At 59.1% G+C, this 23404-nt stretch carries 19 protein-coding genes and 1 riboswitch; of the genes, 8 read left to right on the forward strand and 11 right to left on the reverse strand.

Annotation, left to right across the window (positions count from 1 at the left end; translation table 11 throughout):
* Positions 1-3: 3 nt before the first annotated feature.
* From J2R78_RS05525 to J2R78_RS05560, 8 genes are all read right to left on the reverse strand, one after another.
* Complete coding sequence (locus tag J2R78_RS05525) at positions 4-504, reverse strand: FixH family protein (RefSeq protein WP_069276027.1); 501 nt, start codon at positions 502-504, stop codon at positions 4-6.
* Between the two features lie 22 nt (positions 505-526).
* Complete coding sequence (gene ccoG, locus J2R78_RS05530) at positions 527-1996, reverse strand: cytochrome c oxidase accessory protein CcoG (protein WP_256558515.1); 1470 nt, start codon at positions 1994-1996, stop codon at positions 527-529.
* Positions 1997-2072: 76 nt separating this feature from the next.
* Complete coding sequence (ccoP, locus tag J2R78_RS05535) at positions 2073-2951, reverse strand: cytochrome-c oxidase, cbb3-type subunit III (protein ID WP_069276028.1); 879 nt, start codon at positions 2949-2951, stop codon at positions 2073-2075.
* Positions 2952-2957: 6 nt separating this feature from the next.
* Complete coding sequence (locus tag J2R78_RS05540; protein ID WP_057018760.1) at positions 2958-3122, reverse strand: cbb3-type cytochrome c oxidase subunit 3; 165 nt, start codon at positions 3120-3122, stop codon at positions 2958-2960.
* An 11-nt stretch (positions 3123-3133) separates the two neighbouring features.
* On the reverse strand, positions 3134-3868 hold the full coding sequence (gene ccoO / locus J2R78_RS05545) for a cytochrome-c oxidase, cbb3-type subunit II (protein ID WP_069276029.1): 735 nt from the start codon (positions 3866-3868) through the stop codon (positions 3134-3136).
* An 8-nt stretch (positions 3869-3876) separates the two neighbouring features.
* A complete protein-coding gene (ccoN, locus tag J2R78_RS05550; RefSeq protein ID WP_375166983.1) occupies positions 3877-5493 on the reverse strand; it encodes a cytochrome-c oxidase, cbb3-type subunit I in 1617 nt (538 codons plus the stop codon).
* A gap of 104 nt (positions 5494-5597) precedes the next feature.
* Positions 5598-5930, reverse strand: a complete 333-nt coding sequence (locus J2R78_RS05555) for a hypothetical protein (protein WP_069276031.1) — start codon at positions 5928-5930, stop codon at positions 5598-5600.
* A 416-nt stretch (positions 5931-6346) separates the two neighbouring features.
* The gene (locus J2R78_RS05560) at positions 6347-6574 is read right to left on the reverse strand and encodes a hypothetical protein (protein ID WP_069280672.1); all 228 of its coding nucleotides are present in this window, start codon (positions 6572-6574) and stop codon (positions 6347-6349) included.
* A 1115-nt stretch (positions 6575-7689) separates the two neighbouring features.
* Between J2R78_RS05560 and J2R78_RS05565 the strand changes: the two genes are divergently transcribed.
* The 7 genes from J2R78_RS05565 to hemN all read left to right on the forward strand — a co-directional run bounded on the left by J2R78_RS05565 (position 7690) and on the right by hemN (position 15334).
* Positions 7690-7923: a hypothetical protein gene (locus J2R78_RS05565; RefSeq protein WP_256559072.1), complete on the forward strand. Its 234-nt coding sequence runs from the start codon at positions 7690-7692 to the stop codon at positions 7921-7923.
* Positions 7924-8038: 115 nt separating this feature from the next.
* Complete coding sequence (locus tag J2R78_RS05570) at positions 8039-9469, forward strand: PAS domain S-box protein (RefSeq protein ID WP_069276033.1); 1431 nt, start codon at positions 8039-8041, stop codon at positions 9467-9469.
* A complete protein-coding gene (fixJ, locus tag J2R78_RS05575) occupies positions 9466-10071 on the forward strand; it encodes a response regulator FixJ (RefSeq protein ID WP_069276034.1) in 606 nt (201 codons plus the stop codon). Before J2R78_RS05570 ends, fixJ begins: the two co-directional genes overlap by 4 nt.
* Before the next feature lie 627 nt (positions 10072-10698).
* Positions 10699-11532, forward strand: a complete 834-nt coding sequence (locus J2R78_RS05580) for a universal stress protein (protein ID WP_069276035.1) — start codon at positions 10699-10701, stop codon at positions 11530-11532.
* A gap of 465 nt (positions 11533-11997) precedes the next feature.
* Positions 11998-12681 carry a helix-turn-helix domain-containing protein gene (locus J2R78_RS05585; RefSeq protein ID WP_253603364.1) on the forward strand — a complete coding sequence of 228 codons (684 nt, stop codon included), beginning with the start codon at positions 11998-12000 and terminating at the stop codon, positions 12679-12681.
* A gap of 145 nt (positions 12682-12826) precedes the next feature.
* Entirely contained in the window at positions 12827-13453 is a 627-nt protein-coding gene (locus J2R78_RS05590; protein ID WP_253603366.1) for a hemerythrin domain-containing protein, read from the forward strand.
* A 528-nt stretch (positions 13454-13981) separates the two neighbouring features.
* Complete coding sequence (hemN, locus tag J2R78_RS05595) at positions 13982-15334, forward strand: oxygen-independent coproporphyrinogen III oxidase (protein WP_253587725.1); 1353 nt, start codon at positions 13982-13984, stop codon at positions 15332-15334.
* Between the two features lie 689 nt (positions 15335-16023).
* Here the strand turns inward: hemN and metE are convergent.
* Entirely contained in the window at positions 16024-18369 is a 2346-nt protein-coding gene (metE, locus tag J2R78_RS05600; RefSeq protein ID WP_069276038.1) for a 5-methyltetrahydropteroyltriglutamate--homocysteine S-methyltransferase, read from the reverse strand.
* A 101-nt stretch (positions 18370-18470) separates the two neighbouring features.
* Positions 18471-18671, reverse strand: a riboswitch (cobalamin riboswitch).
* 1339 nt (positions 18672-20010) lie between these two features.
* Here metE and J2R78_RS05605 point away from each other — a divergent pair.
* Positions 20011-20859 carry a nodulate formation efficiency C protein gene (locus J2R78_RS05605; protein WP_253603368.1) on the forward strand — a complete coding sequence of 283 codons (849 nt, stop codon included), beginning with the start codon at positions 20011-20013 and terminating at the stop codon, positions 20857-20859.
* A gap of 532 nt (positions 20860-21391) precedes the next feature.
* Here the strand turns inward: J2R78_RS05605 and J2R78_RS05610 are convergent.
* Both J2R78_RS05610 and J2R78_RS05615 read right to left on the reverse strand, forming a co-directional pair.
* Positions 21392-21574: a hypothetical protein gene (locus tag J2R78_RS05610; RefSeq protein WP_253587727.1), complete on the reverse strand. Its 183-nt coding sequence runs from the start codon at positions 21572-21574 to the stop codon at positions 21392-21394.
* 649 nt (positions 21575-22223) lie between these two features.
* Positions 22224-23402: a Wadjet anti-phage system protein JetD domain-containing protein gene (locus tag J2R78_RS05615; protein ID WP_253587728.1), complete on the reverse strand. Its 1179-nt coding sequence runs from the start codon at positions 23400-23402 to the stop codon at positions 22224-22226.
* Between the last annotated feature and the right edge of the window lie 2 nt (positions 23403-23404).

Below are 23404 nucleotides of genomic sequence, written 5' to 3' on the forward strand. Positions count from 1 at the left end.
CTCTCAGTTCAAGACGACGCGGTTTTTCGATACAAACATGCGGCGGCCACCGGCGTCGCCTTCGATCACGAGATCCCACTGCCCGACGGCGACGCCCGAGGCGCTGCCCCGGAAAGTTCCAACATCGGCCTGCGAGACATCAATCGCCCGATCGGCCCGGCGGTCGACCGGGCGCTCGAGCCGGGCCATGAAATTCACTCCAGCGACAGGCGCGCCTGCGCGGTCGCGCGCTTCAATCGCAAGCACAGCTTCACCGTCTGGCCGCCGGTGGATATGTACCTGAACCTGCCAACGTCGCTCGTTCTGCTGTCGTGCCGCGATGATCTCACGCTCATAGGTGAGGCTAGCGCTATAGGCGCTGTCGACCTCTGTCCCCGGCAAGGTCGTGATGGCAAAGCGCATCATTAGCATATTGGCGCCAATCACGGCCGAAAAGAAGGTGAGAAGGGCAATCAGGACGAAGCGTCCGGTGATGGGCCGCGCGACGCGAATTGATGCGGTCATGGTCAGATCCGGTCAGTGCTGGCTAGGGGAGAACGAAATGATCCATTGCGGAAGCGACCTCGCCAAGGCCAATATCGGTGACCCGAAACCTCACCGGCATCGAGTGTCCTGACTTGTCGTCAACCGGCGCTGTCAACAGTACACGCAGTTCTGTCGTAGTATCGCGAGCCAAGACGATCATCGGTCGATCCACGGTCACGGAATCGGCGCCGACGACGTGGACGGACGTTTCGGTTGGGCCATCGACGTCGATCGCGATCACGCGATCGACGCCGCGCTTGTTGAGCAAGCGCACCGTATAGCCGTTGCGAACCGAACCGTCGCTGAGCTTGACCGCCACGGGATTACGGTCGTGTAGGATGCTGAGATCGAGCAGAGTTCTCGACGATAGCCCATAAAGCATCACGGCGCAGACGACCACGATCAAGGAAGCATAGACGAGCGTGCGCGGGCGTACCGGCTTGAATAGCTCCGGCTTGCCGTCCATCCGACGCTGAATATTGATGTCGTTGTCATAACCGATCAAGCCCGTGCTGCGCCCGATCTTCCTCATGACGGCATCGCAGGCGTCGACGCACAGCCCGCACTGGATGCAGCCCAGCTGGGCGCCATTGCGGATGTCGATTCCGGTCGGGCAGACCGCCGCGCATTGATTGCAATCGATGCAGTCGCCGGCCCTTTCGCCGCGCGCGCGCAGATCGAATGATTTCTTCAATGAGCAGCGCTGCTCGCCGCGATCGTATTTGTAGGTGACATTGAGCGCCCATTCATCGGTGAGCGCGGCCTGGATGCGCGGCCAAGGACACATATAAACGCAAACCTGCTCGCGCATGTAGCCAGCCAGCAGATAGGTCGAAGCGGTCAGGATCCCGATCCAGATATAGGCAATTGCTGGCGCTTGGAACGTTGCCAGATCGCGCACCAAGGTCGGCGCGTCGGCGAAGTAGAGCACCCAGGCGCCGCCGGTCCACCAAGCGATCATCAACCAGATCGCGTGCTTCAGCACGCGCTTCGCCGCGCGCCCCATCGTCATAGGGCGTGCGGCGGCCTTCAGCCGCTCGCGACGGTCGCCCTCGAGCCAGCGCTCGACCGCATGGAACAGGTCGGTCCAGACCGTTTGCGGACAGAGATAACCACACCAAATCCGACCGCCCAGCGCGTTCATCAGGAACAGTGCAATGGCGGCAAGCACGAGCAAGCCGGTGAAGTAGTAAAGCTCCTGCGGCCAGAGCTCGATGAAGAAGAAGTAGAACCGCCGGTTCGAGAAATCGAGCAACACCGCCTGGTCGGGAGCGCCAAGGCCACGATGCCAACGCACGAATGGCAGCAGATAGTAGATGCCCAGACACACCACCATCAGCCGCCATTTGATGGTGCGGAAAGTACCGCGGACGCTCTGCGGATAGACCCTCCTACGGGCTACATAGAGTGGCCCATCCTCGTCGATCACCGGGTCATCGCGCGAAACGGTCTTGTTCACGGCAGGTTTCATGACGACCTTACATCGGACGCGGGTGACTCACGTTGATCCGGGCCAACGGCGCCGCAGGTATTGCGGCGCACCTCGCCTATTGTCCGCCGCCGAGTGAATGCACATAGACGGCAAGTGCCTTGACGGTGACGGGATCGAGCCGCCGGCTCCAAGCCGGCATGATGCCGGCGCGGCCATAGCTGATGGTCTCGACCAGCGTCTCCTCATCCGAGCCGTACAGCCAAATCCGGTCAGTCAGATTCGGCGCGCCGAGTGCCTGATTGCCCTTGGCGTTCTCGCCATGACAGACCGCGCAATTCTCGGCAAAGATCCTTGTGCCGGCCGCAGCATCGAAATCGGCTGCCGTGGTCAGGCCTGACAGCGATCGCACGTAATTCGCTACGGTGACAATCTCGGTTTTCGTGAGGATGCCGTCGCGGCCGAAGGCTAGCATTTGTCCCTCATGCGCCTTCGCATGTCCGGAACGTGCGCCGAACTGGATGGTCTGCAGGATCTGGTCGAGCGATCCGCCCCACAACCAGTCATCGTCATTGAGGTTCGGATACCCCTTGGCACCCGCGCCGCCGCTGCCATGGCAGGGCGCGCAATTGTCCGCGAACACCGTCTTGCCGCGCCCCCGGGCCAATCCCAGCAGGACCGGATCCTTCTCGATCTCGGTCAGAGACGCCTTGCCGAGCATGGCCATCTTCTCGCCGCGCAGCTTCTCAAGACTGGCAAGGTCATTGATGACGCTGGCGCGGGTCGAATAGTCAAACACGCCGGTCGTGTAGCTTGAGAGGAGTGGCCAGGCCGGATAAACGACCCAGTAGCCCATGGCCCAAAGGATCGTGGCGTAGAAGCTCAAAATCCACCAGCGCGGCAGCGGTGTGTTGAGTTCCCTTATACCATCCCATTCGTGCCCCGTCGTGGAGCGGCCAGAGATGTGATCGATATCGATGTCGTTATGCTCGGTCATGATCTGTCAGTCCCGGCGCAGCGGCATGCGCGCTGCAGAATCAAAACGCCTCTTGTTGCGGGGCCACAGCGCGTAAACGACGATGGCTACGAAGATGCCGACGAACAACGGCGTCCAGAGCGTCACGACGAAGCTTGAAGCCAGGCTCTCGATGGAAATAATGGCTTTCATCCAAGGATCCTTCAGCGCAGATTGGCTTTTTCGTCGTAGAGCTTGAAATCGATCAATGTGCCGAGCATTTGCAGGTAGGCGACAAGCGCATCGAGTTCGCTCGGATTGCCGGTCCCGCCGTCGAAATTGCGCACAGCCGCCCTCGGATAGCGCTTTTGGAACGATGCGACGTTCGGGCTGTCAGGATCGAGCTGCGTCTTCAGGTCAGCGACAGCGTTCTTGATCTGGTCCTCGGTATAGGGGACACCGACCGCCCGATTGGTGCGCAGATGTGCGACGATGTCGGCCAGGTCGATCTCCGTGTTCGCCAGCGACGGATAGCCTGGCATCACCGATTGCGGCACGATGGCGCGCGGATTGTTCAAATGCGTGACGTGCCATTCATCGGAATATTTCCCGCCAACACGCGCGAGGTCCGGGCCGGTCCGCTTCGAGCCCCATTGAAACGGGTGGTCATACATGCTCTCAGCGGCCAGCGAGTAATGTCCGTAGCGCTCGACCTCATCGCGTAGCGGCCGGATCATCTGCGAGTGACAGAGATAGCACCCCTCACGTACGTAGATGTTGCGGCCGGCAAGTTCGAGCGGCGTATAAGGCCGCACACCGTCCACCGCCTCGATCGTGCTCTTGAGGTAGAACAACGGCGTGATCTCGACCAGGCCACCGACCGCTATCACGGCAAGGATACCTGCGATCAGGATGATCGAGTTCTTCTCAAAGATCTTGTGTCGGTTCCAGAGCGACATGCGATGACCTATTCTGCGGCCTGGAGCGCTTGAGCGTCCTGGATTTGACCGGCTTCCTGTGCATTCACCGTCATCCAGAGATTGGCGGCCATGATCAGCGCGCCGATCAGGAACAGTGCGCCCCCCGCGGCACGGATGATGTAAAAAGGATGCATGGCCTCGACCGACTCGATGAACGAGTACTCGAGGAAACCAAGCGAGGTGTAAGCGCGCCACATCAGCCCCTGCAGGATTCCGGACACCCACATCGCGGAGATGTAGAGCACGATCCCGATCGAGGCGATCCAGAAGTGCCAGTTGACGAGCTTGAGGCTATATAGCTCGCGATTCCAAAGCCAGGGAATCAGACAATACAGCGCGCCGAATGATACGAAGCCGACCCAGCCCAGCGCGCCTGAATGCACGTGGCCGACCGTCCAATCCGTGTAATGACTGAGCGAATTGACGACCTTGATCGCCATGGTGGGACCTTCAAACGTCGCCATGCCGTAAAAGGCAACGGAGACCACGAGCATACGCAGCACCGGGTCGGTGCGCAGCTTGTCCCAGGCGCCCGAAAGCGTCATCAGGCCGTTGATCATGCCGCCCCAGGAGGGCATCCACAGCATGATCGAGAACGTCATGCCAAGGGTCTGCGTCCAGTCCGGCAGCGCCGTGTAGTGTAGATGGTGCGGACCAGCCCAGATGTAGAGGAAGATCAGCGCCCAGAAGTGGATGATCGACAGACGATAAGAATAGACCGGGCGCTCGGCTCTTTTTGGAATGAAGTAGTACATGATCGCGAGGAAGCCGGCGGTCAGGAAGAAGCCAACCGCGTTATGGCCGTACCACCACTGAAACATGGCATCCTGCACGCCGCCCCAGGCGATGTAGGATTTCGAACCGAACACCGACACCGGCAATGCGGGATTGTTGCCGAGGTGGAGCACTGCAATGGTGACAATAAAGGCGAGATAGAACCAGTTGGCGACGAAGATATGCGGCTCTTTCCGTTTCAACAGTGTCGCCAGGAACACAATGAGATAGGTTATCCAGACGATGGTGAGCCAGAGATCGGCGTACCACTCCGGCTCGGCATATTCCTTCGATTGGGTGATACCGAACAGATAGCCAGTGCCCGCGATCAGAATGAAGAAATTATAGCCAACGACCACAACCCATGGCGCAAGATCGCCAGCCAGGCGGGTACGGCAGGTCTTCTGCACGACGTAGAACGATGTCGCGATGAGCACGTTTCCGCCGAACGCAAATATCACAGCCGATGTGTGCAGCGGGCGCAGCCGGCCGAAGCTCGTCCAGGGCAGATCAAAATTCAGTGCAGGCCAGGCAAGCTGCGAGGCGATCAGCAAACCAATGGAAAAGCCTGCAATGCCCCAGAACATCGCAAGTACCGAGGCGAATTTGATCGGACCAAGATTGTAGTTCGGTCGGCCATTGATCTGGGCCGGCGGGAGTTGCGCCGGCCGTTCATAGTATCGGTTGAGGATGATGGCTGCAGCGATCAGACTGGCGGCAGAAGCCAGCAATGCGTGGAACGTAAAGGCAGAATCGTGCCCCATCGCCCCGGCGATATAGAAAACGAATGCAGAAACTGCGAATGCCGACATCAGGCCTGCTTCACCCATCGTGGTGGATTTCGAGGCGGAGGATGGGCTTGTCATGGCTAGGCCTTCCTTGAACGCGGGATGCTTGGGGAGATCATTTCCGGCGAGCTAAGCGATCGGGCTCATCAATCGCGAAAGCGCTGCGGGCGGCCGTCATCGACCTCACGACCGAGCGCGCGCAGGGTGTGTTCGTTGGGGCAGTCTTTCAGCGGATTTCGATGCATACCAGCTTGGAGGTCGGCGGCGCAACGTCCTTTGGCCGGACATAGGCCGCACACCCGCTGCAGATCGCGCAACACGTCACCATGGCAGGCGGCAAGCGCATGTTCGGAAAAACCAGCAAGCGCGAGGCGCTTGCGCAAGAGTTCGGAAGCGCTCGGACTCTGCGCCAGGGTTCGAAACGCGGACGTTGACAGATTAAGCTCGCGCGCGATCGCATCGATGTCCTGCGGGCTCAAGTAAGCAAGCTCGGACTTTCGAGACAGACTCGCTCGTAACCGGCCAAGCAAGCTCCTAAACCGCCAAGGACCACCGATATGTGCAGGTTGGCTGACCATGTGTCATATCCCTCGAAGCAGCCATAGCTGCAGGAGGCAGATTTGTTTTTGACCTGCATCAAATTTGACCAACGTCGGAGCAAATCATTCGATCCGGATCGCCCTGCCCGGGACGATGCTCTGCGGAGCAGCGCACCCAGCTGGCTGAGCGACGGGCCGGCAAGAGTTGCGGCAAGGTCATTTCGTATTCCTGCCCCGGGCAACAGGACGCCTGCTACATTGGCAACAACATCGCGAGCTTGTCGACGCTCGGAGCGACGTTTTACAAGATCGCGCTTGAACTCGGGGATGGAACATCGGCGCTAGCCGAGTTCAGGCTAGCCGGCCCATGAAGGAGGCAATGCAGACGGGGCTCGAAGCTCCATCGCATCGGCGAAAATGGTCCAATCGCGGACCCCCTTTTGCTTGCAGAAGTCGGTCTCCGCCTGGAGCGCAGCAGCACTCAGCGATGCAGCATCGACCTTGAACGCCGCCTGACACGCACGATGCTCGTAGCCCGTATCGTCGCAAACGGTCTTAATGAAGCGAACGTTAAATGAAGGCATGACTACCCTCTTTTTAGGTGGGTTTACTCATCCTTGCCTATTCTGCCATTCGTGCCAGGAGAGCATTTGATTTGCCTCAAGCAGCATCCCAAATTATTGGCCACAGCCAGACCTGCGCCCCCGTGATCGCAAGCAAGAAAGCGAAACGGCCCCTGTCTCGCTCCTGACGGCCCACCCTGCCGCCGCAACGGCAAAGCCAATGATCAGACTCACCGCAGCCAAGGTTTCGAAAAGGCTAAGGTTCAGGGCTTCCGCACCAAAGCCGACGGCTGCGATCAGCGCCGGCAAGGCCACCGACAATGCGAGGCGAGCAATCAATTTAACATCTCCTTCCCGCCTCTCACATCTCTACTGACAAACGTTGTCACGGTGCGGTGAGCGTGGGGTGTACTTCAACATTCGCATGATTGCGCGTCCTGCATTTTGATTTCCATCAACTCGGCTGGCGGCCTAGCGAGCCACCCGCGATGGAACATGCTTGCCCATCCTGACCACTCGCGGCGGCCGCGCCGCCGTCCGTCGTTCCAGACGCGCATCGCGCTTTTTTTGACTTGGATCAATACTTCCACGGCTAGCTGCCGATAAAAACATTATCCCAGTCATAGGTCAGACACATGGCTCACAGAACGACTTGGCGCCCCATGATCGTTTCGTGCCCAAATAGAGGCGACCGGGTTCAAGGACTGCTGCCGGACGACGCAGCCGAGCCCGCCAACGACCTGCACCAGATCACCTGCATCGCTTGCGATGGTGTCCACTTTATCGACCCGCGGACCCTCGGAGCCGAGCGCAGCTAGCCATCCGCGCGCCCCTCCAATTAATGCCATGGCCAGGAGACGACTCGCCAACAATGGATGTTCGACATGACAGGCCTCGGCAAACTTTCTCCTGCGGCGGGCACAATTGCAGGATGGTCCGGATCAGTTTGATCAAAAGCGGAAAACCGCCTCGCAGCCGCCAATCCCGATATTTGCGAGAACGTCAAGCAATGCCTTTGCCAAGAGCACCGAGGCGACGATCTCCGCAATCGAGACCGCACGCGGCGTGTGCGATATTGGGCTGCAGCTGTTCCCGCGGCTGGACAAGCGATGGCGCCCGGACTGTCTGGAAGGTGATTGAATTTGTCAGTCGGCAGCGATGAACACCGTCCAGGGCGTAATAGCAACGTGACCTGGGAGCGGATCGAGACGGCGCCCTTTGATCGGGACCTGGAGATTGGCGTGATCGAGGGTAATACCATTCATCGGCTGGTCTTCCCCTGCCGCCGGATCTTCGGCGGCTGGATCAGAGCGACGAGCGGGGAGCACGTCGCTGTGCAGCCCACGCATTGGCGCATTTGGCTCAAATAACGATCGCGCCTTCCTGCACAATATATCGACCGTAAATCGGCACGCGTCTGCCTTCGGTGGTCTCCTGCGACCAAACGATGTAAGTTCGATTGAATGAGAGGGTCTACCGGCAGATATGTCCGACCACATCTGGTATCGTTATGGCACTGCGGCGGCAGCCGCCGCGCTCGCCCTCGTGCTCCGCGCAGCGTTAAATCCGTATCTCGAGGATCGCTCATTTACGATCATCTACCTTCCGGCGATCGTTTTTGCCGCTTTCGCCGGCGGGCGCGGACCGGCGAGCTTCGCTACCCTGCTCTGCCTTGTCGTCAGCGTCGCAGTACTTGGGAAAGGCCTCATCACCGTTTCCGCGAACACGATCGATATTGCAGCCTTCGCGGTACTTGGTCCCATGCTCGGCTTCATGGGCGACCGGCTGCGGCAGGAATCGGAGCAGGCGCGGTATCGGCAGGCCCATCTGCAATCGATCCTGGACACCGTACCGGAAGCCATGATCGTGATTGACGAGAAGGGCATCATTCGCTCGTTCAGCGCCGCGGCTGTGCGTTTATTCGGCTGGATGCCGGATGACGTGGTTGGAACGAATGTATCCAAGTTGATGCCGCAGCCCTACCGATCCGAGCACGACCGCTACATTGAACGTTATCTGACCACCGGCGAGCAGCGCATCATTGGCGTCGGGCGCATTGTGGTCGGCGAGCGGAGCGACGGCTCGACCTTTCCGATGGAGCTTGCCGTCGGCGAGGCCAAAGTGCGCGGCGAACGCTTCTTCACCGGCTTCATCCGAGACCTGACCGAACGGCGGGCGCAGGAACGCAGGCTCCAGGAGTTGCAGTCTGAACTCGTCCACGTGTCTCGGTTGACCGCCATGGGTGAGATGGCATCGTCCATCGCCCATGAAATCAACCAGCCGCTCTCCGCCATCACGAATTACATGCGCGGCGCAAAAGTTCTGCTGGCGGCAGACAAGCCAAACGCCAGTCGCATCGGTGATGCACTCGAAAACGCTGTCCAACAGGCTCTGCGCGCCGGCGATATCATCAAGCGCCTGCGGGAATTTGTTGCCAAAGGCGAGACGCAGCATTCTGTGGAAAATCCGCTCACGCTTCTTGAAGAGGCTGTGGCGCTGGCCCTGCTCGGCGCCAAGGAGCAAGGCGTGCGGGTAACGATGCGCAGCGATCGCGAACTGCCGTCAATGATCGTAGACAAGATCCAGATCCAGCAAGTCGCGCTGAACCTGATACGCAATGCAATCGAGGCGATGGCTTCCTGTCCGCGCCGCGAATTGACCGTCGGAGTTAGCAAGGTCGACGGTCTCGCCAGGTTCACCGTCGCCGATACGGGTTCCGGCATCAGCCCTGATGTTGCCGACCGCATGTTCCAGCCCTTTGTCACAACAAAGGAGCACGGCATGGGTGTTGGACTATCAATCTGCCGGACAATCGTCGAATCCCATGGCGGTCACATCGTCGCGGAAGCCAATCCGGGCGGAGGCACGATCTTTCAGTTCACGCTGCCATTTGCGGAGGTCGGTGAAGAAGCATGACTGCGCGGCGCATTCTTGTGATCGACGACGACGACGCGATGCGGGATTCTTTGGCCTTTCTGCTTGATATTAGTGGTTTCTGGGTAGCAACCCACGAGACGGCGACCGAGTTTCTCAATGACATCGCGAGCGGTCCAGTCGACTGCGTCGTATCGGATATCCGCATGCCAGGCATGAGCGGCCTTGAACTGGTGCGCAAGCTGAAGGCCGATCGCATCGACTGTCCGGTCGTCCTGATAACCGGTCATGGTGACGTATCGCTGGCGGTTGAAGCGATGAAGGCGGGTGCGGTCGATTTCATCGAGAAGCCGTTCGAGGACGAGGTACTGTTGCGCGCCATCAACGCCGCTTTGGAAGCGCGGCCTATGAAGCCAGCCGATGACGCAGCGAAACTGCAGGCGGAAGCCCGCCTTGCGGACCTCTCTTTGCGCGAGCGTGACGTCCTGCGGGGACTATTGGCCGGCAAGATCAACAAGGTAATCGCGCACGATCTTGGCATCAGCCCGCGAACGGTCGAGGTTTACCGTGCCAACCTCATGGCCAAGACCAGTGTACGCAGCATGTCCGAGTTGATGCGGATCGCCATTGCCGCCGGACTCTAGCAGGGTCGCGAGCACGCGCTATAAGCGACGAGCGTTGGTGCGGCAGATCTTAGACGAATTTGTCGATAAATGATCCTCAATCGCGTGGGCGCGGAGCGCATTGCCCGGCAAAGACTTGCGCACAGGCCAGGACCACAGACCGGCAATGACGAAAATCAAGGCGGGCCCGGCGAAAGGTGCACGCGCACGTCGCGCTGGCGTCCGCCCACCCCTGTCCTCGCATGTCGCTGATTGACTTTCAGCAGCAGTTGGAGCATTGGCGCAACCGGCTCGACCGCAGCCAACCAGCGGCGCATCAGATTCCGTTGCAAGCTGGGCGCTCCTCTCGCTGCATCTGTTTTCGAACATGAATTTCGAGCAATGGACGCATCCACGATCTCCGGCCACCTCAATCCCCCTCATCTGTGCAGCAAAACTCGCTCTGCACGAATCGTGCAGGATTCATGGTTGACATGACCGATGCAACACATGCCATGCTGGCTCTACTTGGCATCGGACCTGCACGAACTGTCCGTCGCCGATTTGATCTTGCCTCGACAAATCAACGACCGTGCATGAAGCAGATCAAATGCGCGGTCAGATTTATGCTCCGATGGGCAGCAATCCTTTCACGTCCGGAGAACCGCAATGTTCGGGAATATATTGGTCCATCTTCCCACGGAGCTCCCGGTACGGGCTACGGTGAACGGTTCGATTTCCTTCGCACAGATCACGGGCGCGCACCTTGACGCTATGGCAATCGGTTACGAGAGGACCATTATTCCGCTCGCTGCACTCGGCGGGGCGGCCGTTACTTCGGTCTTTGAAATCGAGCAGGCGCATGCGCTGGAGCGAGCCGAAGCGGCGCTTCGTATCTTTGATCTGCGGGCGAGGAGCGCCGGCATTTCCTATGCAAGCCGCGCCCTCAGTGCACTTCCAGCGGAGGCACGTCGAAGCATCTGCGCCAGCGCGCGCGTGCACGACATGACGATCGTCACACAGCCCCAGAGCGGCTACGACAGCTATGACAACGTTATTCCCAAGGAGATCCTGTCCCAGGCCGGCAAGCCAGTTCTGTATCTGCCAAGCGTCTTCCACGGCGCTCTTTCGGCCAGAAGGGTCGGGATATGCTGGGACGGCAGCCGCCCTGCGGCCCGCGCGTTGCACGACGCGATGCCGCTGCTGCGCGAAGCCGGCGCGCTGACCATCATCGCGATCACTTCTGCCCACAAGATCCCGGCAGAAAGTTCCACCGAGCACTTGGAACAGTATCTTGCACGGTCAGGGCTTCCTGCAAAGGTCGTGTCGCTTCCAGCATCCAAGTCGGTGCACCGCGCACTCTTGTCGCTTGTCGCGGACGAAAGCCTCGACCTGCTGGTGATGGGCGGATACGGCCGCTGTCGGCTGCGCGAAAGGCTGCGCGGGGACCTCTCAGCAGACCTGCTTCGTGCAAACTCCGTCCCGGTCTTGATGTCACACTGAAGGCAAGAATTTTCGACGCGACATGCCGCTGGTTGCGGTCTGAACGCGGCCAGTCACCGGCGGAGGGAGGCACCGGCCGACCGCCGATCTGAAGAACAGGAGCGCCGGCTGTTTGGCTTTCGTGCACCCGCCCTCGCTCGCGAGGCGTAACCGCTGAGCATGCGCCGCCGTTTTCGAATATTGCACCTACGCTACCGATCTCGATGAGCGTGGACAATCTTGTCACCGCTCTACCCGACGATGTCCGAGCTCAAGCTGAACGACCGGTAACCCGGCATGCAGCTTTCCAATCCAGACGCAGCCCGGTCGACTTTGAGCCGTGTTCGATCAACCAAAGGGCTGCGCCGCGCGTATTCTTACGTATAAATACTTAGTGGGTTCTACTTAGGGGAAACATCCAAATTTTCCACTTCGTTGGAAACGGCCAATCTGCGTCCTATCGACGTTTCGAAGATCGAGTCCGCCATGTACGTACAGGCCGCGAGTATTCACGAGATCAGCCATCATCCGAGCAGCGTCTTGCGTGGCCAGCCTCGTACCTATGGACCGTTTGGTATGGTTGCGACCCCGATGCGGTTCGCCCGCAACAGCGAGATCTATGGCGAGGACGAAGCAGCGGAACACCTATATCAGGTGGTATCGGGTGCTGTGAGAAGCTACAGGATTATGGTGGATGGACGTCGTCAGATTGGCGCGTTTTATTTGCCCGGTGACATCTTCGGCTTTGAGGCAGGAGACAGCCATATCTCTTCGGCGGAGGCGGTCTGTGAAACGCACCTTTTGACGGTGAAGCGCAGTGCCCTCATCGATCGCGCCAGCCACGAGAGCGAGCTCACACGGCAGCTCTGGGATGCGATGGCGCTTGAACTCCGCCGCTTTCAGGAACATCTGATGCTCCTGATCAGCAGCGCTGAAGAGCGCGTCGTGACATTCCTGCTCGATATGTCACGCCGCGCGACGAAGAACGCTGCGATCGAACTGCCCATGTCGCGGCAGGATGTTGCCGATTACCTTGGTTTGACCATCGAAACAGTTTCACGCACGCTCACTCAACTTGAGCAGAATGGCGTGATCGCGCTGCCGACTTTGCGCCGAATCGAGCTACGGAGCGACAAACTGTCCAGCCGCTTTGCGCAGGATCTGGGGTAAGCTCGAGAGGCGCTGGGAAATACGCAAACCCTAAGCATCGAACGTCCGACAAATCGCACTGCACGACGGACGCCCGAACCTCTGCTTGGGCGATCCAGATGGATGCAGGATCGGCATTTACATTGTTCCTCCGTGGAGCACCGCAATGATCATCGATCTTTTGCTTCGAGAGCATCGCAACATTGACCTGCTTCTGGTCGCCCTCCAACGCGAATTGGAGATTTTTGAGCATGGGATCCGTCCAGACTATGAGGTAATTCGCGCGATTATCAGCTACTTCGAGGTTTACCCGGAGGTGTACCATCATCCTCAGGAAGACCTGATTTTCTCCAAGCTTAGAACTCGCGACCCGGACGCGGCTGCAATCGTCGGCGATCTCGCGCACGAACACCGGGAAGTCATCGACCGTCTGCATCACTTCGCTCAAGCTATCGATGGTATCCTCGCGGATCGTGAACTCGTTCGGCAAGACGTCAGCAACATCGTACGCGACTTTATAATGCGGGAGCGGCACCACATGATGTGGGAAGAACGAGACTTCTTCCCCGCCGCCGTTAAGGCTCTATCGGCTGAGGATTGGACCGAAGTCGCATCCGCCCGCACCAATGACGGGGATCCGTTATTCAGCAAGACAGCGGAAGCGACATCCGATGCGCTAAGAGCGCATATTCTAGAATTGGAGCAAGAAGCTGAAGCCGAACGGAGCTCGGTCGCGTTTTCGTCCGCAATGGCCGGCAAGCCGCCAGATGGCGCCAAAGCCGATGGACCGTAGTTGATCGCCGACGTGTCACGATGGGAAGTGGACGTCATGATCGTCCTGTTGAAATGAAGATGATAATCTTCCCGGCGCGCATACGCTGCGCACGGCCGCCGAAATCCATACACTCCGGGTCCGGCAGGTTCCATGACCTGTGCGTCGCTAGGGTAATGGCAATATGGCTTGGCCTACGCCACGCTGATCACGCGCCAAACGAACCCCACGCCGACCGATCGGAATGGATGGTTGCGGCCGCTCGTCGAGCGCTCCGGCCAGCACAGGGAATGACCTTAACCGATTGCGGCTCGGTTCGCTGACCGGATTTGATCACCAACGAACTACAGAGGCCCGCGCGGATAGATGCTGCTCATTGCGGCCGGGCGAGCGCCTCATTGCGTCCCAAAGTGCGATGCATACGCCACGGGCATGCCCTACCAATTTCGGCATGATGGCCACGATCGTCCGACGCGATATTTGAGCCAGCGCAAAGCTTATCTGCTGCGTGTCCGGTAATCTGGCCCAAGGAGGAAGAAAGGCATCCGAATGCGACCGGACTTGGCAGACTCCTACGGGCAGCACCGGCTGCCACGCTACACCAGCTATCCGACGGCCCCCCATTTCTCAGCATCGGTTTGCGAATCCGACTACCAAACGTGGCTCAAGTCGTTGGACGCCCAGCAATCCGCATCGATCTACGTTCACGTGCCGTTTTGTCGAAAGATGTGCTGGTATTGTGGCTGCCACACGTCTGTCACGAAACGCCAGGAGCCGATCGCGATCTATGCAGCGGGACTGCGGACTGAAGCTTACCTCGTTGCAGAAACGTTTGGTCGACGGCAACCGATCTCTCATATCCACTTCGGGGGCGGTACCCCGACGATCATGACACCTGAAGCATTTGCTGATCTCGTCGGTTCGTTGCGCCATTCCTTCGCTGTCCTGCCCGATGCGGAGATCGCCGTAGAGATCGATCCACGCACGTTGAGCGAGCCGATGGCCGAGGCGCTGGGCTTTTGCGGGGTCACCCGGGCGAGCCTTGGTATCCAGAGCTTCGATCCAGTTGTTCAGCACGGCATCAATCGTCTGCAGAGCTTCGGACAGACCGCGACCTCGGTCGATCGGTTACGCCGCGCCGGCGTCGGCCGGATCAATTTCGACTTGCTCTATGGCCTGCCCCGGCAGACGGTCGCTTCGTGCCTCGACACCGTCGCCAAGTGCCTCGAGCTTCATCCGGACCGGTTTTCGGCCTTTGGCTACGCGCACATTCCTTCGTTCAAGAAACATCAACGCAGGATCGATGCGTCCAGCCTACCCGACAGCGTCACGCGCCACCTCCAGGCCGAAACCATCGCGGGAGCTTTGGTGGATGCTGGATACGTTCGCGTAGGCGTCGATCACTTCGCCTTGCCGAACGACAATCTCGCCTTAGCGAGGCAGGAAGGCGGGCTGAGGCGCAACTTCCAGGGCTATACTGACGATTGCGCTGACGTCCTCATTGGTCTGGGCGCCAGCGCCATCGGCCGTATGCAACAGGGGTTTGCCGCAAACGCGGTCTCGACCAAGGACTACCTTGCTCGCATCTCCCAGGATCGGCTCGCCATCGCAAGGGGCTATCTACTGACCGATGACGATCGCTTCCACGCCGAAATCATCGAGCGAATCATGTGCGACTTTGCGGTTGATCTTTCCGAGACATCCCGTCGTTACGGCCGAGATCCGAGATTAGCCGTTGTCGATCATTCTCGTCTCGGCAGCCTTATCGCCGATGGCGTCGTGGCGATTGATGATGGCCGGCTCACTGTAGCCCAGGGCGCAGAGTTCCTGGCCCGGTGCGTCGCATCAGTCTTCGACGCTCACCTCCTTAGGTCCGGCGCTACACATAGTCATGCGGTCTAGCGACTAAGCGAAACCCAGCGTTTCAGAATCCGAGCTCAGTATCCCCGCAACTGGGCTATGCTTTAGGATGACGACCAATCACACCGCTGAAGAGCACGCCGATCGGCATCCCGTTCGCCGCTCGTCTGCCAAGCTGTACAAGATCCCAACCAAAGCTTGGAACCCGCGGACCCAAGACTGGCGTAAGCAGGGCCTGCATCAATAGCAAGCCCGCTCATTCTTTTTCCGTCGGCAGTTTCGTATAGTCGCGTTGATCTAGCCCACCGTTTCCGGCAGGAACGCCTACCAAGGTGCGCTTTGGTGCCGGCCCATGACGGCCCGACTACCGCCCACGTCGCTCAACTCGGCAACACGTTGCGAAAATACTCATCAGCGACAAACCTTAGTGTAGATTTTTAATCCCAGGCAATATCGGCGGCATACCACGGCATAATTGAGCTCCGCTGAGCTTTTGTTTTAACTGTGGTCAGATTTTCGGCGGATGCCCTCGCCGTGATCGAACCATCGGCTGTCCTCCCTCCGCCGATGGACGTCGGTGCGATGCATAGAGCGTCGCTCCTCCCGGACACACTTCGCCCGGCCGCTAAAGGCGGCCGGGCTTTTTCGTTCCCCAAGTCCCCTCACGATCACCGACTGCGCAAAGTCCCACAAGCGATCGGCTTTCTCGACGAGAGACAACAGGCCAAGGCTCAACGGTCGACGGGAGCGGATCCAGCGCGCAGCTCGCGGGCGGCAGCGACCATGTTGACCAGTGCTGGGCGAACCTCCTCCCATTTCCGCGTCTTCAGGCCGCAGTCCGGATTGACCCAGAGCTGCGAGTCCTGCAGCCGCTTGCGAGCCAACGCCATGAGTCCCGTCATCTCGCTTGTCTCGGGCACGCGAGGAGAATGGATGTCGTACACGCCCGGCCCGATTTGATTTGGATATTTGTAGTTCCGAAACGCGTCAAGCAATTCCATCTTCGAGCGCGAGGTCTCGATCGAGATGACATCGGCGTCCATTGCAGCAATCGCATCGATGATGTCGTTGAACTCCGAGTAGCACATATGGGTATGAATCTGGGTTTGATCGGCGACGCCCGATGAGCAGATGCGGAAGCAATCCCCGGCCCAGTCGAGATAGGCCGCCCACTCCGATCGACGCGGTGGCAACCCCTCGCGCAGCGCTGCTTCGTCGATCTGGATCATGGTCGCACCCGCATTCTCGAGATCCCTGACTTCGTCTCGGATCGCGAGCGCAAGTTGGCGGCAGGCCTCGCTTCTGGGAATATCATCGCGAACAAACGACCAGTTCAAAATCGTTACCGGTCCGGTCAACATCGCCTTCATCGGCTTGTTGGTTAGTGATTGCGCGTAGCGCCACCAGTCCACGGTGATCGGCTTCGGCCGCGAGACGTCGCCAAACAGGATCGGTGGCCGAACGCAGCGCGAGCCATAGGATTGTACCCAGCCGTTTTTGGTAAATGCGAAGCCGGCGAGTTGCTCGCCGAAGTACTGCACCATGTCATTGCGCTCAAACTCGCCGTGCACGAGCACGTCCAGGCCAATGTCCTCCTGCCAACGGACAACACGCGCAGTCTCCTCCTTGAGAAACTTGTCGTATTGCCCGTCGCTCATCGAGCCTCTCGCGTGCGCCGCGCGGGCATTACGCACCTCTGCGGTCTGCGGAAACGATCCGATCGTCGTGGTCGGAAACGCCGGCAGTTTGAAGCGCTTGCGTTGGATCTCGGCACGGCTGGCAAATGGGCTGACGCGCCGTCGCATGGTCTGATTGATCGCACTCATCCGGACGGCGACATTGGCGTCACGGATCTTCGGGGAAGTTCCGCGGCGGGTGGTAACGCGCTCCGATTCCGCAAGAGCGTCGGCAACATCCTGATCGCCTGCGAGTGCCCGTGCCAAGGTCGCAAGCTCGCGAATCTTCTGAACCGAGAACGCAAGCCAGCTCTTGACATCGGAGGCAAGTTCCGTTTCGAGTTCAACATCGACCGGCACGTGAAGCAGCGAACAGGATGGGGCGATCTGTACGCGATCCTTGCCGAGCTTCGCAATGGCGGGATCGAGCCGCTGGCGCAGCGCCGACAAATTCGTCCGCCACACATTGCGACCGTCTATCACGCCGAGTGACATGACGAGTTCACTTCGCCCGGCAGCAATGATCTGATCCAATAACTCCGGCGCCCGAACCAGATCGACATGCAGGCCGGCAACAGGTAGGCGCAAGGCGGTGTGAAGATTGTCGCCAAGGTGGCCAAAATAGCTGGCAACCATGATCTTGATGGCCGGCCCTTCCTTGGCGAGCCGGTCATAGGCATGCAGCAAAGATTTTTTTGCCCCCTGATCCAGATCAAGGACCATACAGGGCTCGTCAAATTGAACCCATTCTGCTCCGCGTTTGGCCAATTCCTGCAGAACCTTGATATAGATCGGTATCAGGTCATCCAGGAGTGACAGTGGCTGGATCGCGGGATCCGCACTCTTGCCTAGCTTCAAGAAAGTGGCCGGACCGATCAGGACAGGGCGCGTCTGAAAGCCAAGGGCCTTGGCTTCCTCATACTCCTCGATAGGCTTGCGAGAGGAGAGTCTGAAAGTCTGCCCCCGATGAAATTCCGGAACCATGTAGTGGTAGTTGGTATCGAACCACTTGGTCATCTCCTGCGCGGGTGCGCCATAGCCGCGAGGTCCGTGACCGCAACTCGCATCCTGACTGCCGCTTTGTGAACCGCGTGCCATGGCGAAATACGTCTTGAGAGAAGCAGGCTCGGCTTTCGAGGCATAGACTTCCGGGATAGCGCCGACCATGACACTGGTGTCGAGCACCTGATCGTATAGCGAGAAATCGTTCGACGGAATGATGGTGACACCGAGGGATTTCTGGCGCGCCCAGTTCGCCGCACGTAGGCCGGCTGCGTCCTCGAGCAATTGCTGTTCGCTGATTCTTCCGGCCCAATAGCTTTCGAGCGCGAGTTTAAGCTCGCGTCTTGGACCGATGCGCGGCGTCCCGAGCGTGGCAACCGGAAGTGAGAGAAGAGACATAGCGTTAACCCCATGTTGGGGGCAAAGGCCATGGCGGACGCAGGCAGGAGACGTCGCGCGAGCGACGGCTGCTTGGCGCACCACCGGGACACCCCGCCCGTGGACGAACATATTGTCGGGGCAGGTCTCCTGGCTCGCGGGTCATCGCCACTGTCCGGCCTTCCCGAAGCCGCGCAGGCTTCAGTGACTCTGTTGGACAGCGGCTCGCCGCTCACAGTTGCGGGGGCAGCGCCGGCATCACCGGCTTCCCTCTTAGCTCCGGATAAAACAGGAACCGGAGAACCTCGACGACTTGGATTATCGGCAAGACAACTCCGCCGTCAACCTCTCAAATTGATGCTGCGACGTCTCCTACGTGTTGACGATGCACGGCCACTCTTGATCGCGACGTTGAAGGCACTCTCCAATCACAGATATCGGGGTGACCGTCTGCGAGGCGCGTTGGCGTCGGACCGCGTGTCAGATCATGGAAGAGACGAATGCGGCCTGGGCGATGAAGGTCACGGTGCCGAGACAGGACGCTCTTCACGCGATCCAGCTTTCGAACATTCATCGAGCCTTCGCTACGTCCCCCTTTCTCCACCAACAACCAGTGTGAATAGGCGCGCTATACGCTAAATCCGGCAGCGTACTCAGCGAGCATGTTGATCTACGACCAATCCTGGTAGGCGCCATGCGGACGTTTTTGGCGATACTGCGAAAAGCAAGCATAGTGAATCACTAACGAAAAGAGTAGCTCGCAATGAAAATGGCTGTTTGGAGTGCCCTCAGCGTCTTTGCTGCTGCCGTCTTTGCGGTCGGCCTGTTCGGCTGGATAGCAAGGCCACTTATGAACCCGGCGGTCAGACAGATGTTCTCGAACGTTTTGAGCAGTTCAAGCCGAAGCTAGCTCAACCCGAGGCTTGGCCTTCTTGCCCGGTCGATACGACTGCATGGAAGCGCAGCTCCTCCAATGTTGACTACGGCGACGAACAGATAGACGCCGGTCACGATAGCGGGCCATCACGCGAGCGGCGAATGCCATCGTCCCATCGTCTGCCTGACTTTTGAACTTGCGAGCGCCAATTCCAAATCGCTCGCCGCTGATGGGCGGCTTCGCCTCGTTATTGGCCATAAAGCGCCAAGCACAACCGGCTGAGGCACTCTCGACCTTGGCAGCAGCGGCAACGACCCCGGACCACACCGGTTCGGTGGCGGCAAACCTGCACCCAATTGTCGTCTGGCTCCTGGCAGCAAGGCTTTCAAAACTGCGCTGCTCGAAGATCCAGTGCGTGACAGGAATGAGCCACGAAAGTCGCTGCGAATAGGCTTAATGGCAACATAAATAAGGTGCGCAGGTCGGAAAGTCGACAAAGGCGGCACAAATCTGGTGCGAACTGCCTGCTATTGCCTGGCACGAAGAATGCAAGTCCTCGCTTGCCCAGGCTTCTCCTCCTGGGCTGGTCCAGCATTGCAAGTTGAAGCTTTGGCTGACCACTGAAGTTAGCGGCGCGTGACATCGAGGGACAGCGCCTGCTTGCGCGGGACATCAGCAGGTGCTCGCGTCACGTTGCCGCTAACTTCTAGCGATCTCGTAGAGCACGTCGAAGATTGTCCGCTTTGGAATTGACGCGTGCATGAGAACCAGATGGGCCGGCCGCAATGAAGAGAATGTCTGGAACGCGCGTGCTTTGGTTCTGTCTCGGTCGATCGCTGATCTGCCTGGCCGGGCTGGCAGCGACAAACAGCAACGTTCGCGCCAATGACAGCGCGCTTGTCGAAAGGGTCAAGTCAACGTGGCGAGCGCAAGACGGCGAGACTATAGAACAAATCATCTCCAAGGTCTCGAAGGTGGCTCACTTCGTCCCTCGGTCGTGGGGAGTCGCTGAAGGAATTGACCGAACAGAGTATGTGTACTTTTCCTGGACCAGGCATCAAGACAACAAATCAGACGAACAGTACGCAATCACTTGGAAGATCGCGACCGACGGAACGATCAAACTTGCATCGCCATATGCCAAGCCGATTGAATTTGGCTGGCGCGCCTTTGCGCTCTCATTGATCGCCAGTGAGGTCACCGATGGCGAAAGGGACGCAAATCTTCGCTTTCTGCACGATCCTGTTAACTTCAACTTCGTAACGACCGCACAAGGCAAGCTCGGCAATCTACTGCGGCACGGCCGGTGCCATATCATTGAGCCCGTTGCGGTGGATTACGTGGCGAAACCGAAGGACAAACCGACGAAAAAGGGTGATCTTTGGCGCGTTCTGCTTTTGGTGAACTGCAAGATCCCAGGGCCCCATTATTTTACTCACAACGGCGTCATCGCTTTCGAGAAAAGCGAAGGACAAGATTGGGAGCCTCAATCTTTTTTTGCCAAACGTATCGCAGCCTTTCCTGCAGGCTCTTGGTTCGATCGCATAGAGCCAAATGAACGAGAAACAATAGAGAGGGCGCGAAAGGCCTCGGCCAATGATCGCACAGAGCAAGATCGCGGCGCAGCTCCTTGACGCTGAGCGCCTCTGAGTAGCGGCCAAAGCAAACACGCTCGGAAACGTTGACGTGTGCTGTTCTGTCTTTGCAACAGACCGGCAGCCTCTCTCGCAGCTTGTCACAGGAAAAGGCACACAGCACTGTTGCTCGCGGCCCATTGTGCGAGAAAATCGATGCTATGATCAGACGACCACGTGCCGGCTTACGAGAACCGATTTAGCCTTCCCCGCACATACGCAGTGCGCGGACGCCAATCTACGACGAGGCCAGCTCGAAATCCCATTCTGCAGCGGACTTCGCCCAGCAGGCGTGCGCGCAGCGCATCGCTTCAACGGAAAATGGCACCCGCAGGAGCGTGAGCATAGCGACGCCGAAGGCGGCACGCGGGACCGAGTGCAGCGACGAGACCGGTTAAATGGGTACCCGGGAACGGGGCAGTGATAGCGACGCCGGCATTCTTGATGGCGGCGGGCGCCTTTCCCGAGTACCCCCGGCGAGGAGCTCCGCAGCCGTGCGCAATGGATGGACCGTAGACTTGAGACGGAGGATCTAGATTTCCTCGGGCGCATTCGTCTGCGCGTCATGAATCCTGATCTGAAGCATGGGAAAGCGCTTCTTTAATTCTTCCCTACCCGCCCGGGCGCCGTCTCTCGTTGTAAACTCGGCTTCGAGTCGGCCGTCCACTTCAAGCCCGTAACAAGAGACCGGCAATTCACGGCTGGCTGCAACCATTTCGTTCCCATTGTGCAGTGAGGTGCTTGAGAACGATGCGTAATGAGTCGCCCAAACCGCACCAGGGTAAGCTGCTCGAGTGCGATGACGCATGTCGTGGATTGATGCCTCGCACTGGCTGGCGCCTGGGATGGGAATTCGTCCAACCAGGCGGCGCATGCACGATCAAGCCATCGGCTTGACATAGCTACCCTCCCAGCTACCCTGGGCCACGCGCACCTCGTGCTGAGCCTCATGGTATCTGCCCTCCGACTATTCGGGCCAGTTCAACGCAAGACCGTTGCGCACAAGCAATTCAGCAAGATCACGTCCGCGACCAAACAGGTCGTGACGGTGCCCACAATACCGGTGGAGGTTGAGCGGAACACAGTTGGTGGAGCGCTAGACGTCGCAAGCTGTTGAGAAATGATAGCGAACAAATCACGGACGAGCGCCGGCGAAATATTTCGCGGCACCAAGGCGACGGGGCCATCTTATTTCTTGTTCGACGGCCGCCACGCAGTCGGTGAGCGTGGCCGTGTGGTTATGCGCTCGAAGATCGCCAAGGTCGTCACCGACCACAGAGAGTATCCCACTTTCGAACACCTTGCAGGAGGAATTGACAGTGCTCGATTCCATGATATCGACCGCTCTTGGTTTTTACCGACGCTCACGGCGGAGCGGTAGGATCCGGTAAGACGGGATTGAGCTCCTCTTGCTCAAGCGTCTTTGCTCCGTCCCCTGCTAAATAGGCCGCGAGCACCGCAATACCGGAGTCTGGTGGACACCGCGCCGGAGCGGCCTTCCTCAGCGGCACCTGCCCCGATCTTTCGGCGATTTCGACACTCATGAGGTGGGGTCGAATCGGACGTCCGACTGCGCGCTCGATCGTGTGGAATATCCACGTCCCATCCGGATCAATGTCTGACCAGTGGAAGATCGGCGTGTTTCCAGACACCATTTGCGTAATCGCGCGCAGCGCCTGCTGGGTGGCGAGAGAGGGGTATCCGCCCACGTACATCGTCACTCCCTCTCGATCTGGATCGGCTTCGGCGACATGTCTGTTGAAGCTCGCGAAATTTTCGATGGTGAGAAGGTAGGCTGGTGGCCGCCGGAATCGGATGCGATCCGCCTCCTTGGGCGGGATGCCTAGATAGCGTGGAGAAATCTGGGACAAATCGGCGCCATCGAGATCGATCCTTCCGGCGATGAGAAGCGGTGGCGCGAAGCGCTCCAATCCGAGCGTGCGCAGCGCCTCGCGGGGCCGCGCTCCGGGCGGGAGCTCGAGGATTCCGCCAAGAAGTCGGACGACCGCGCCTTCGATGCGTTCGAGGGCTTTGCTATCGCCGACCGTTCTTCGCGAGAAGGTCCGATAATCGACATCCAAATGCCTATTCTCCAGAATTGCTTGGGCGAGGGCGAAGGCGTCGCGGAGCTTGTCCACATCGGATGAGGCGAACCCGTGCCAGCTCTTGGCTCGCCCCCAAGTTTCCGCTATCGCGGCAGCCGCTTCCACCAAGCGCCAATCCAGCGCGATGTCCGCACAGAGGCGCCTACCAGCCTCTTGGGCGATCTGAGCGGCCGGAACGCGTCCGAGATAGTGGTAGAGCGCGTCCGCGGTTTGAAGTCTGACGTGCACAATCTGATCCCGCCTGGTTCCGCGTCCCCTTGCGAGACTAACGGCGCCGACCGCCTCGGCCCGCGCGATCTGCCTCAGGAAGACGTCCGCAGCCACCACGTTGGGAAATGCGTCATAGTCGGGATGTGCGATGGGGTTGGCGGTCCCACCTTCGTAGCGATCCAGCAGATCGTTCAGTAGTCCGTTCGCCTCACTGAAACGACGCACCATGG

The organism is Bradyrhizobium sp. USDA 4538 (genome assembly GCF_024171045.1).
Lineage (GTDB): Bacteria > Pseudomonadota > Alphaproteobacteria > Rhizobiales > Xanthobacteraceae > Bradyrhizobium > Bradyrhizobium australafricanum.